Annotated in this window: 11 protein-coding genes; 3 read left to right on the top strand and 8 right to left on the bottom strand. The window is 59.7% G+C overall.

Going from position 1 to position 11,979, the window contains the following annotated elements; all coding sequences use genetic code 11:
• Positions 1–5: 5 nt before the first annotated feature.
• The 7 genes from kdpA to AKL27_RS03375 all read right to left on the bottom strand — a co-directional run bounded on the left by kdpA (position 6) and on the right by AKL27_RS03375 (position 8,779).
• Entirely contained in the window at positions 6–1,790 is a 1,785-nt protein-coding gene (gene kdpA, locus AKL27_RS03345; RefSeq protein WP_050461346.1) for a potassium-transporting ATPase subunit KdpA, read from the bottom strand.
• The gene (gene kdpF, locus AKL27_RS03350) at positions 1,790–1,879 is read right to left on the bottom strand and encodes a K(+)-transporting ATPase subunit F (protein ID WP_050461347.1); all 90 of its coding nucleotides are present in this window, start codon (positions 1,877–1,879) and stop codon (positions 1,790–1,792) included. Before kdpF ends, kdpA begins: the two co-directional genes overlap by 1 nt.
• A gap of 335 nt (positions 1,880–2,214) precedes the next feature.
• Positions 2,215–4,356: a diguanylate cyclase domain-containing protein gene (locus tag AKL27_RS03355; protein ID WP_232310886.1), complete on the bottom strand. Its 2,142-nt coding sequence runs from the start codon at positions 4,354–4,356 to the stop codon at positions 2,215–2,217.
• Positions 4,357–4,541: 185 nt separating this feature from the next.
• On the bottom strand, positions 4,542–5,549 hold the full coding sequence (locus tag AKL27_RS03360) for an LLM class flavin-dependent oxidoreductase (RefSeq protein WP_050461348.1): 1,008 nt from the start codon (positions 5,547–5,549) through the stop codon (positions 4,542–4,544).
• A 132-nt stretch (positions 5,550–5,681) separates the two neighbouring features.
• Complete coding sequence (locus AKL27_RS03365; protein WP_050461349.1) at positions 5,682–6,746, bottom strand: NADP-dependent oxidoreductase; 1,065 nt, start codon at positions 6,744–6,746, stop codon at positions 5,682–5,684.
• A 65-nt stretch (positions 6,747–6,811) separates the two neighbouring features.
• A complete protein-coding gene (locus AKL27_RS03370) occupies positions 6,812–7,402 on the bottom strand; it encodes a TetR/AcrR family transcriptional regulator (protein WP_050461472.1) in 591 nt (196 codons plus the stop codon).
• Positions 7,403–7,507: 105 nt separating this feature from the next.
• Positions 7,508–8,779: an MFS transporter gene (locus AKL27_RS03375; RefSeq protein WP_050461350.1), complete on the bottom strand. Its 1,272-nt coding sequence runs from the start codon at positions 8,777–8,779 to the stop codon at positions 7,508–7,510.
• A gap of 85 nt (positions 8,780–8,864) precedes the next feature.
• Here AKL27_RS03375 and AKL27_RS03380 point away from each other — a divergent pair, with 85 nt between their 5' ends.
• Entirely contained in the window at positions 8,865–9,815 is a 951-nt protein-coding gene (locus AKL27_RS03380) for a GlxA family transcriptional regulator (protein ID WP_050461351.1), read from the top strand.
• 3 nt (positions 9,816–9,818) lie between these two features.
• Here the strand turns inward: AKL27_RS03380 and AKL27_RS03385 are convergent, their stop codons facing one another.
• Complete coding sequence (locus AKL27_RS03385; RefSeq protein WP_050461352.1) at positions 9,819–10,952, bottom strand: metallophosphoesterase; 1,134 nt, start codon at positions 10,950–10,952, stop codon at positions 9,819–9,821.
• Positions 10,953–10,976: 24 nt separating this feature from the next.
• On the opposite strand from AKL27_RS03385, the gene AKL27_RS28090 reads away from it, so the two are divergent.
• Both AKL27_RS28090 and AKL27_RS27015 read left to right on the top strand, forming a co-directional pair.
• Positions 10,977–11,342 carry a hypothetical protein gene (locus AKL27_RS28090; RefSeq protein ID WP_050461353.1) on the top strand — a complete coding sequence of 122 codons (366 nt, stop codon included), beginning with the start codon at positions 10,977–10,979 and terminating at the stop codon, positions 11,340–11,342.
• Between the two features lie 122 nt (positions 11,343–11,464).
• Entirely contained in the window at positions 11,465–11,869 is a 405-nt protein-coding gene (locus tag AKL27_RS27015) for a cupin-like domain-containing protein (protein WP_232310891.1), read from the top strand.
• Positions 11,870–11,979 lie beyond the last annotated feature (110 nt).

Here is an 11,979-nt window from a genome sequence, read left to right on the forward strand (position 1 = left end):
GGTAATCAGTGAGTAGCCAGCATTTGCAAATGCTCGATCACCGGTCCCAGCGCCAGCGCCGGAACATAAGTCAACGCACCTACCAGAATCACCGCGCCGATCAGCATCGCCACAAACAAGGGGCCATGGGTGGGCAGGGTGCCGGAAGTCGCCGTCAGACGTTTTTTGGCCGCCAGCGATCCCGCCATCGCCAATACCGGCACGATGATGCCGAAGCGTCCCAGCCACATGGCGATGCCAGTGGTGATGTTGTACCAGGGGGTATTCGCGGACAAGCCGGCAAAGGCGCTGCCGTTGTTGTTGGCGGCAGAACTGTAGGCGTACAGAATTTCCGAGAAGCCGTGCGCGCCGGGATTGGCAATCCCCGCCAGCCCGCCCTCGACCAGCACTGACAGCGCCGTAAAGATCAGCACCAGCGCCGGCGTCATCAGAATCGCGATGGACATCATCTTCATGTCGAACACGCCGATTTTCTTGCCCAGATATTCCGGTGTACGGCCGATCATCAGACCGGCAATAAATACCGCCAGCACCGCAAAGATCAACATGCCATACAAGCCGGCACCGACGCCGCCATAGACCACTTCACCCAACTGCATTTGCAGCATCGGGATCAGGCCGCCAATCGGCGACAAGGAGTCGTGCATGGCATTGACGGCACCGCATGAAGCTGCGGTCGTAATTGCCGCAAACAGACTGGAGGCAATCACGCCGAAGCGGGTTTCCTTGCCCTCCATCATGCCGCTGCTCTGGGCCGCGTGCGCTGCCGCCAGGGTCGGATTGGGCTGCTGTTCGAAGTACATCAGCGTCAGCGTCATGACGATGAACAACAGCGTCATCGCTGACAGAATCACCAGTCCCTGACGCCGGTCCCCGACCAATACGCCGAAGCTGGTACAGAGTGCCGCCGGGATGATCAGGATCGCCAGCATTTCCAGGAAGTTCGACAGTGGTGTCGGATTTTCGTAAGGATGGGCCGAATTGGCATTGAAGAAGCCACCGCCATTGGTGCCGATCATCTTGATCGCTTCTTGCGAGGCGACCGGTCCCATCGGCAAGGTTTGCTTGGTGGTGCTCAGTGTTTCCAGTACCGGCTGGCCCTTGGCATCTTTCAATGGCTGACCGGCCTGATCCAGCTTGGGCTGGGTGTAGACGGTAGTTTCCAGCGTGCTGGCTTCCTGATATGGCTTGAAGTTCTGGATCACGCCCTGACTCACCAGCGCCACCGCCACGATCAGCGACAGCGGCAACAACACGTACAAGCACGCGCGGGTCATGTCGACCCAGAAATTGCCGATGCTGCTCATGCCGTGGCGGAAGAAACCGCGAATCAAGGCAAACGCCACTGCAATCCCGGTCGCTGCCGAGACGAAGTTTTGCACTGCCAGCGCCAGCATCTGGGTCAGATAACCCATGGTGCTCTCACCGCCGTAACCCTGCCAGTTGGTATTGGTGACAAAGCTGATGGCGGTATTGAACGACGAATCGATACCGACATTGAGCATGCCTTGCGGATTGAACGGCAACCAGAATTGCAGGCGTTGCAGCGCATAGACAAACAACAGGCCAACGAAATTGAACAGCAGCAATGCCAGCGCATACTGCTTCCATCCCATTTCAGCCTCGGCCTTGATGCCGCACAAGCGGTACAGGAAATTTTCCGGCCGCGCGAAAATGCGATTGATCACTGACTTGCCTTCCATGACGCGGGCGATATACCAGCCCAGCGGCACCGACAAAGTCAGCAGGACGACCAGATAGATCGCCAGTTGAGTGACGGATTCAGTCATCAGAATGCCTCCGGTTTGATCAGGGCATACACCAGATATACAAGCAGGCCGAGCGATACCGCCAGGCCGATGATTTGCATGGTAGTCATTGCTGGACTCCCAGTTTGTCGCAGGCGACGATGAACGCCCACATGGCGGCGCCGCATAACAGCAGCAGGCCGATATATTCGAATTCCATGTTCTACTCCCTTGATTAAGCCAAGCGGCTATGGCGGAACGATAGCGCCGGGGGTATCAAAACCGGATAAAACTACGGTGTGGGGGTATAAATTTTGTGTAAACAGCGCTGCGGGAAGAAACTGCATCGAGGCGGGGAACCGCAATGGCAGCAAGGAATGCCGTCGATAGTATCGTTTGCGACGGCACTTTCTTTTTCAGGGGACGGCGGAATCAGACAGTTGATGACACCTGGCAAAAAGAAGGGTCAGACGTACAATTTCACGCCATTCTTGCCGGCCTTCTTGGCGGCGTACATGGCTTGATCGGCGCGATCGAGCAAGATCTCGGGTTCCTGCTGCAACTGCGGCCCGTACAGACTGATGCCGATACTGCTGGTGACCATGACGGTGGCGGCGCTGAGCACGAACGGTTCGCGCATCACATCGAGAATTTTCTCGGCGACCGCGACCGCGTCCGCCGGCGCATGTATCGTTTCCAGTATCACGGTAAATTCGTCACCGGCCAGCCGCGCCACCGTATCGACTTCGCGCACCGCATGCAACAGGCGCTGCGCAAAGATGCGCAACAATTCGTCGCCGGCTTCATGGCCGTATTGATCGTTGACGCATTTGAAGCCGTCGATATCCATGAACAGCAAGGCCATCAGATGATCGCCACGCAACGCGCGCGCCATCGCTTCCGGCAGTTTCTGGGAAAACGCGCGGCGGTTCGGCAAGCCGGTCAGCATATCGGTCAGCGCCATGGCTTCGAGTGAATCCCGCATGGCCTGCCGTTCGGAGATATCGTGCAGGAAAGCGATGAACAGATGACCGGCGCGGCGCTGTATGTGACCGACCGTCATTTCCACCGGCAATTCTCTGCCATCGTTGCGCAGCGCATTGATTTCGATGCGGTTATTGATCACCGGACCGGTACCGTGCCGGAGAAAAAATTCCATGCCGCGCCGGTGCGATTCCCGCAGATCGAGCGGAATGATCAGTTGATCCATCGCCTGCCCCAGCGCCTCGGCGCGCGTCCAGCCGAGCAATTGTTCAGCGGCGCGATTCCACTCCAGGATGATGTCGTTTTCATCGATGGCGATAAAGGCATCGTGCGCGTTTTGCAAAATGGCGCGCAATTCGTTTTCGCTTTCTTCCAGCCGGATCCGGTCTTCGCGCTGACGATCCAATACCTGTTGCAAGGTAATCGCCGATTCATGCAACCGACGGGTGCGGTCCTGTACCCGCTGCTCCAGATTTTCATTGAGCGACTTGACTTGCTTCAGATAGATTTCTTCGCGCGCCACCATATTGGTCAGCGTCGACGACAACAAGGCTATTTCGCGATAGGTACGCACCAGCGGCAGGCTGCCGGATTCGATGCCGGCGGCGCGTTGCTCCAGCGCCGCACTCAGGGCATTCATCGGCGCCACCAGACGCCGCGTCAGATACAAACCGAGGATCATCAACAGCAGACCCAGCGCACTGCCTACCAGCACGATCTGGCGTTGCAAGGCATTGAATCCGGCCATCGCTTCCGCCTCTGACTGGCGCACCAGCACGGTCCATTTCAATTCCGGGATATCAAGGTTTTGCCCGGTATGCGCAAAGCCGGTGAGAAAGCGCTCGCCATTGGCATCCTGTTCACTGACAGCGCCGGCCGCCAGCCGCAACGAGGCGTCAAAAGCAGTACTGTTGATACGGGTCTGTTCGACGCCCGGCGGACCTTGCAGGATCAGGCCGTCATTGCGGACAATCAGGATTTCCACCCGGTAACGGCCACTGAGAGCATCCGCCAGGGTCTCCACCAGAGTGCGGACCCAGCCCCATTCAAGACGGGCGGCCAATACCCCGTAATAGGCGCCGGCCTCATCTCTTACCGGCAAGGCTATATCGATATAACGCGCGGATGAAACAGCGGCGGCGCCGTCAGCCGCTGACGCCGGTGGCAACTGCCCGGCATGGCTGTCACTGAGGTATTCATGTTGCTGCCCCTGGCGAAACCAGAGTTGCCCGCTGACGTTTTGTCCTTCGTCCTTGCCGCCGGCGGCAGCGATGATGCGACCATCCGGCCCGGCCAATACGATGGCGCTGTAGCTGCCGACCTTGCGCTGCAAATCCTCGAATACGGTACGCGCACGCGCAGCACCGCTGCCGCTGCGCACCGGCACCCGCTCGGCCAGCATGCGCAAGTCGATGAAACGCTCCGTCATGCTGCGGTCAATCGTATCTTGCACCTGCCAGGCCAGCTGACCAAGACGCGCCTCGGCTTCGCCGCGCGCGTAATCCCGGGAGTATTGGCTCACCAGCACCAGCATCGCAATAGTGGTGACCAGAACCGTGACCACGATCGCGATTGTCACCCATGACGACAGGCTCAGCGGGGTTGAGGTTTTCTTGATTTTCAATATGGCTCCGGCAACTCCTGTCCAACCTGCGTGGCGACAGGTCACAGAACGTATCTTGCCAGATACCGTCAGCGCATTGCCTTTTTTTCAGCAATTTGTCGCTGATTTGCCGGTGCCGTTGTCAGGAAGACGACGACACCTTGTCAAGCGCGGATTTCCATGGCGGAAAACCGCTGGCCGCAGCCTCAGAGCTTGACGTTGTTGCGCAGCGAGGCCCGCACCTCGGACACGATGCCGAACGAGCGCAGGCGTGCTGCATGGTCATACATCTGCGCCGTAATCATTAGTTCATCGGCGCCGGTGTCATCGATGAACACCTGCAAGCCGCGCGCCACGGTATCGGGAGAGCCGACTACCGAGCACGACAATGACCTTTCGATATGCGCCTTTTCATCCGGACGCCAGAAATCATCGATGTGATCCAGCGGCGGTGCCAATTGTCCCGGTACGCCGCGCACCAGATTGACGAATTGTTGCTGCAGGGAAGTAAACAAACGGCGGGCTTCGTCGTCGCTGTCAGCCGCGAATACATTGAGGCCCAGCATGACATGCGGACGCGCCAGCGTTTCCGATGGCTTGAAGCGGGTGCGGTAAATCTCGATCGCCGACTGCATGAAGCCGGGTGCAAAATGCGAGGCAAAGGCAAACGGCAAACCCAGTTCGGCGGCCATTTGCGCGCTATACAAACTGGAACCGAGCAGCCACACCGGCACTTTCAGTCCGGCACCCGGCACCGCCCGCACGGCCTGATAGGGAATGGCTTCCTTGAAATAATCCAGCAACTCCACCACGTCCTGCGGAAAGCTGTCGGCGCTGTCGCCCATATTGCGGCGCAGCGCGCGCGCAGTACGCTGGTCGGATCCCGGCGCACGACCCAGACCGAGATCAATACGTCCCGGAAACAAGGATTCCAGCGTACCGAACTGTTCGGCAATCACCAGCGGTGAATGATTCGGCAACATGATGCCGCCGGCGCCGACCCGGATGGTTGAAGTGTGCGCCGCAATATGACCGATCACCACCGAGGTGGCAGCACTGGCGATACCCGGCATGTTGTGATGCTCTGCCAGCCAGTAGCGCTGGTAACCGAGACGCTCGGCATGCTGCGCCAGCTCCTTGCTGTTCTGGAACGCCTGCGCAGCATCGCTGCCTTGATTGATCGGGGAAAGATCGAGAACGGAAAACGGAATCATGCCTGGTCCTGATATGCAATGCCCGGGCGGCGATGCCAATGTACACCTGCCGGCCTGGGTGGGTTGAGTTGATTACGGTGGTCCTGCCCATGCAGGGTCGTCACCTTGACCTGCACGCTGGCGCCAGTGGGCTCAGCTTTCTGCCACCCGCACAATCAGCTTGCCGAAATTTTTTCCTTGCAGCAATCCGATGAAGGCTGTCGGCGCATTTTCCAGACCGTCGACAATATCTTCCTGATAGAAAATCTTGCCGGCAGCCAGCCACGCACTCATGTCCTTGATAAATGCCGCCAGAAATTCCTGCTTTTGGTAATAATCGAAAATGATGAAACCCTGCATGCGGATACGCCGGGTCAGCAGGGTTCGCATCAGTTGCGGCGAACGGTCAGGACCATCGCTGGCAACAGCGCCGCTGTACTGCGCAATCAAACCGCATACCGGCATGCGCGCCAATACATTGAGCAAGGGCAAGACGGCATCGAAGACCCGGCCGCCGACATTTTCGAAATACACGTCGATACCGCGCGGACAGGCCGCCGCCAATTGTTGGGCAAAGTCTTGTGCATGATGGTCGATGCAGGCATCGAAACCGAGCCGCTCGATGGCATGCCGGCATTTCTTTTCACCGCCGGCGATACCGACTACGCGACAGCCTTTCAGCTTGGCAATTTGTCCCACCACCGAACCGACGGCACCGGTGGCTGCGGCCACCACCACGGTCTCGCCCGCTTGCGGCTGACCGATGTCGAGCAGACCGGCGTAGGCAGTAAAGCCCGGCATGCCGAGAATACCCAGCGCATACGACGGCCTGGCCATAGCGGGCGGCAGTTTGGTGACGCCGGTGCCATCGCTCAGTGCGTAATCCTGCCAGCCGGTGTAGGCCATCACCAGATCGCCCTCGCGGTAATCGGGATGCTGCGATGCCACCACCCGCGACACGGTGCCGCCGGTCATGACGCCGCCGATTTCGACCGATGGCGCATACGACGGCGCGTCGCTCATGCGACCGCGCATGTAGGGATCAAGTGACAAATAGGTGGCGCGCAGCAAGATCTGGCCGGCACCGGGTGCGGGCACCGGTGCCTGTTCCAGACGGAAATTTTCGGTGGTCGGCGCAGCCGACGGACGCGAAGCCAGCACGATGCGGCGGTTGATTGTGGACGACTGCGTGGAGGATTGCGTGACAGATTGGGACATAGCTTTTCCTTGTAATGACGGTGATGGCATTGATGGTCAGGCGGCGCAACTGAATGCGCCCGCCTTCAGGGCCCCACCAATACCCGGCGGGTGACTTCCATGGCATTTTCCAGCGGCAGCCGGTCGCGGCTGAGTTTGCTCAGCAGGCTCGCGCCCAGCCACAATTGATACAGCATCTGCGCCGTCGGCAATGGTTCAAGTACGGTATGCAGCGAGGCTTCCTGCCGGCCTTCATCAATACAGGCGGCGATGCGGGCAATGATGCGCTCGGTACCCTGATGCAAGGCAATGCGCATGTCGTCCGACAGATCCGCCACTTCGGCACTCAGTTTGACCACCAGGCATTTATGTTCCGCCGCTTCGCAGCATTGGGTTTCGATCCAGTGGCCCCAGTAGGACAATAACCGTTCGCGCGCCGATTGCTCGCCGCTGCCCAGCACTTGCTCCAGCATGTCAAGATAACCGGCGGCGTAATGCTCGATCAACTCGCGGCCGTATTGTTCCTTGGAACCGAAGTAGTGATAGAACGAACCCTTGGGGATATCGGCGGCACTCAGTATCTCGCTCAGGCCGACGCCGACAAAGCCTTTGCGCGCAATGATGCCGCGCCCGGCCAGCATGATGTGAAGCTTCACTTCGCTATAGTTTTCTCGCATGTCGGGCATTCTACCCGCAAATTAGACCGGTCGTCTAAGATCGCCAAAAAGCGGGAATTTCTGCTTTTTCTTGTACCCGCCATGCCGTCCTCATTTCGCACTGTCTCAGTTGTGCGCGGCTGCCGGTTTGAGAAACAAGCCCCATGCCAGCAGCGCTGCCACGGCAGCGGCCAGCCATACCAGACTCCACGATTGACGCGCCAGAAACGGGATCATTTGCGCCGTCAAAAAGAAAATCACGAACACGCACGTGTTGCCCAGACCGAGCACCGTACCGACGTGGCGCGGGCCGGCCATGGTTGCCAGCTCGGCATAGGCGACACCGTGCCAGGCTGAGACGACGATGCCTGCGGCCACTACCAGCATCAACAGCAGCGAACGCATGAATGACAGATCCGGCGCCAACAGTGTGACCACCGCAGTGAGCAACGCCAGCACGACAAACATCACCACGCTGAGCATGCTGCACAGCCGCAGATAATGGCGACGATTGCCATGACGGTCAGTCCAGCGACCGCTCCAGATGCGAGTCACTGCGGCGCCGATTTGCACCAGCGCCATACTGACACTGATCGCAATCAGACCGACCGCGCCGACATCATGCAAAAAGATGCTGGCAAACGTCAGCACCGCAAATTGCGGCAGACACAAAATGCCAATCGCCAGCGCCACGCGCCATACCGACCAGGCACGCAACGGCATCGCCCCGCCTGCCGCCTGCTGACCGTTGCCGGCCGACCATGTTGATGCCGGTTCATACAACCAGCACCAGGTGAGCAAAGCACTGCCAGCGCAGAACAAGGCCAGCAATCCGTACACCCATGCAAAGCCGGGACCCGCAGCCAGCGCCGGTAATGCCAGGGCGCCGAGGGCACCACCGGCCGGCACGGCGGTCTGGCGAATGCTCATTGCCAGGCCGCGCTCGCCCGGACCAAACCATGCCATGACAGCACGTCCGCTGGCGCCGTTGACACTGCCGCCGAACAGGCCAACTGCCAGCATGCCGGCCCACAACCACCACGGATGCGGCAGATGGCCGGCATGCGGCACCGCGAGCCATGCCATCAACAGCAAACTCAGCGCAGTCGCACTCAAGCCGCACAACAACACGCGGCGGTCGCCCCAGCGATCCGTCAGCCAGCCCCATGGCAATTCGCTGAGCGCCGCGCCGAGTCCCAGCAAACCCAGCACCATGCCCAGATCGCCGTTATCCAGCCGGTAATCGGTGCGCATCAGAATGCCGGTCATCGGAATCCCGGCGAACGCTACGGCAAAACTGGCATTGGCGATGAAACCGGTCGCCAATACTTTCCAGCGATGAGCAGGCGCGGCAAGACTTGGCAAGATCGGATCGGAACTGTTCACAACGGTATGCATAAGACCCTCGGCGGTAAATTGACAAGTGCAGTCTGGCATGTCAGCATCCGACTAAAAAGACATCATTCCCTTCTTTTTAGACATCATGCAAAAAATCGCGTTTTTGATCTTTCCAGATTGCAGCCTGCTCGATTTCAGCGGCGCACTGACCGTGTTCGAAGTCGCCAACCGGCTTTCGCCAGGCAGCAGCCGGCCGTATCAATTGCAAGTAATGTCGGAACATGGCGGCGTGTTGCGCAGTGCCTCCGGCACCGAAATACTGACGCATGCGCTGGATCGGACGGTGCTTGATACCTTGATCGTGGCGGGCGGCAGCGGTCCGCGCGCAGGCAATTTATCGGCGGCGCTGGTGGCGTACACCCGGCATGCCGCCGCGCGCGCCCGGCGTACTGCGAGCGTGTGCACCGGCGCGTTCGTGCTGGCCGCTGCCGGTTTGCTTGATGGCCGCCGCGCCACTACCCACTGGCGCATGGCGGCATTGCTGCAACGACTGCATCCGCAGGTGCTGGTGGATAGCGACAAGATTTTCATTCAGGATGGCGCGCTGTGGACCTCGGCCGGCATCTCGGCCGGCATTGACCTGGCGCTGGCGCTGATCGAACAGGATTTGGGACAGGAACTGGCGCATGCGGTGGCGCGCGAAATGGTCGTCTATTACCGCCGCCCCGGTGGCCAATCTCAATTTTCCAGTCTGCTGGAAATGGAACCACCGTCCGGTCGCATCCGCCAGGCCTTGCGCTATGCACGCGAACATCTGCATGAAGCATTGTCGGCAGAACGGCTGGCAGAAATTGCCTGCCTCAGCCGGCGTCAGTTTGACCGCGCCTTCAGCGCCGAGACCGGACAAACCCCGGCCAAGGCAATCGAACGATTACGGGCGGAAGCGGCACGCGTGCGCGTGGAAAACGGTGACGAATCACTGGAAGGCATTGCGCGCATGGTCGGCTTTGCCGATCCCGAACGCATGCGGCGGGCGTTTCTGCGCATGTTCGGTCAGCCGCCGCAGGCGCTGCGACGCGCCAGCCGCAATGGCTGACAGTTACGCCGGCACCAGCCGCAAGCGGGTAATTTCGGACGGCGCCAGCAACCGTTTTGGCGGCCCCCAATAACCGGTGCCACGGCTGGTATAGATCCACAGATTACGCAAGCGGTTGAGACCGGCGACATAGGGTTGTTGCAGCGGCACGAAAAAATTCCACGGGAAGAATTGACCGCCGTGCGTGTGTCCCGACAATTGCAAATCGAAACCGGCGTCGGCAGCAGCGGCGGCCGAACGCGGCTGATGTGCCAGCAACACTTTGACCGCTGTCGCCACCCGCGCATCGGCGATGGCCGCATGCGGATCGCTGCGATGACTTTCATCAAAATGGTGGGCACCGTAATCGGTGACGCCGGCCAGCATCAATGCGCCGCCATCATGATCCAGCACCACATGTTCATTCATCAGCACCGTCAATCCGAGCCGGCGCACTTCGTTGATCCAGGCCGGCGCATTGGAATAGTACTCATGGTTGCCGGTCACGAAATAGGCGCCATGGCGCGATTGCAATTGCGCCAGCGGTGCGGTGTGATTGGCCAGTTGCTGCACGCTGCCATCGACCAGATCGCCGGTGACCGCAACGACGTCAGGCGTGAGGCCATTGACCCGGTCAACGATTGCTTGCAGATAGCGGCGTTTGATGGTCGGGCCGACGTGGATGTCACTGATTTGCACGATGCTGAAACCGTGCAGCGAAACCGGCAAACCGGCAATCGGAATCTCGACTTCCACCACCGCCGCCAGCCGCCGGGCATTGAAAAATCCGATCAGCGTCAAGACTGCCGAGCCGGCCACCACCAGCCACGCGGTGGGCAGCGCCAGCGTGGTCGCCGGTACGCCGGTCAATGCCAATACCGGCACCAGCACTTCGCGCAACAGGGTCAACAGCAACAGCGACGAAAACCAGCCCATGGCCAGCATGCCGGCCCAGGCCAGCCGGTCCGACAACGGCTGCCGGCGAATGCCGGTAGCCGCCAGACCACCGGGAATCAAGACTAGCGAAGCCAGCAACAGCAAGGCACCGAGCCATTGGAAATGGCCGATATCGAGCGCCGGCAAAATGCGCCAGCCGATGAATGCGTGCAGCGCTGCCAGCAGCGACAGCACAATGAAAATGGAGAGACGTGAGGGCATGGAATTCCTGCAAAAAGTGCAGCGTTGGAACGACGCCGGAAAAGACATCGGCGCAGGCGTCTGAAAGTCACGCTGATCAATGTGGCGCCTGCTGCCATCGCATGTAAGTGCGGATTTGCTTTTTTCAATGGCAAACCGGCAAGCGCGATGCTGCCAGCCGGCAATCTTGTCCTGCGCTACCATGCGGGCTGCTTACCCCTCTTCCTGCCTGCCATGACCACCGTTACCGGACCTGTATTCCAATTTGTTGAAGAAGTCGACGCCGGACAACGGCACACGATCGGCGGCTTCGGCGCCCGCACCCGGCCCTTGCTGGTAAAAGGTGCACTCAACCGCTGGCCGGCGCGCCACAACTGGTCGTTCGAACAAATGGCCGCGCTGCGGTACTAGGACGGTACGCAACCTGTCATCCAGTTTCAAAACGGCCTGGTGGAACAAGGCGCGACTTATGGCCGGTCCGGCGCTGGACCTGGGAATATGTTTTTGTCGGACCGGCCAATACCGTCACCGGCCTGCACTACGACTTCCCGCACAACTGGTTTTGTCAGATTCAGGGCAGCAAGGAATTCATCCTGTTTCCCCCCGAACAGACGCCGAACATGTGCATCAGCGAAAAATACGATTGGGGCGCCACACTGAGCGACATCAATATTTCGCGGCTGCCGGAACAACCACAGCAGTTGGCAGCATTCGAGAAAACCCGCGGCCTGTACGCCCGGGTCGAGACCGGGGATGCGCTGTTCATTCCCAAACGCACCTGGCACGCCGTGTTGGCGCTGGAACCGTCAATCAGTCTTGGCGTGTTCGGACTGACCGCGCCGGAAATCCTGCTCGATGGCGGCCCCAGCTCGGTCAGGAGCCTGTTGCACAAACTCCATCTTTACCGTTGGGGCAATTGCACCTGCCACGCAAAGTAATACAACAACTTACGCCAACTCCCCGCTTTACCGGCTAAACCGCACGTTTTAAAACTGCGCTGGCCGGCCTTGCATATCGCCGCCGGCAGTCGCGGAGTTTCCTTCCGGCA

The organism is Herbaspirillum autotrophicum (assembly GCF_001189915.1).
In the GTDB taxonomy this organism is placed as follows: domain Bacteria; phylum Pseudomonadota; class Gammaproteobacteria; order Burkholderiales; family Burkholderiaceae_D; genus Herbaspirillum; species Herbaspirillum autotrophicum.

Bases quoted from the DNA above. Each gene is read 5' to 3' on its own strand.
- kdpA (WP_050461346.1), bottom strand. From the start codon at position 1,790: ATGACTGAATCCGTCACTCAACTGGCGATCTATCTGGTCGTCCTGCTG.
- AKL27_RS03385 (WP_050461352.1), bottom strand. From the start codon at position 10,952: ATGCCCTCACGTCTCTCCATTTTCATTGTGCTGTCGCTGCTGGCAGCG.
- AKL27_RS03375 (WP_050461350.1), bottom strand. From the start codon at position 8,779: ATGCATACCGTTGTGAACAGTTCCGATCCGATCTTGCCAAGTCTTGCC.
- AKL27_RS03380 (WP_050461351.1), top strand. From the start codon at position 8,865: ATGCAAAAAATCGCGTTTTTGATCTTTCCAGATTGCAGCCTGCTCGAT.
- AKL27_RS03365 (WP_050461349.1), bottom strand. From the start codon at position 6,746: ATGTCCCAATCTGTCACGCAATCCTCCACGCAGTCGTCCACAATCAAC.
- AKL27_RS03370 (WP_050461472.1), bottom strand. From the start codon at position 7,402: ATGCGAGAAAACTATAGCGAAGTGAAGCTTCACATCATGCTGGCCGGG.
- kdpF (WP_050461347.1), bottom strand. From the start codon at position 1,879: ATGACTACCATGCAAATCATCGGCCTGGCGGTATCGCTCGGCCTGCTT.
- AKL27_RS03360 (WP_050461348.1), bottom strand. From the start codon at position 5,549: ATGATTCCGTTTTCCGTTCTCGATCTTTCCCCGATCAATCAAGGCAGC.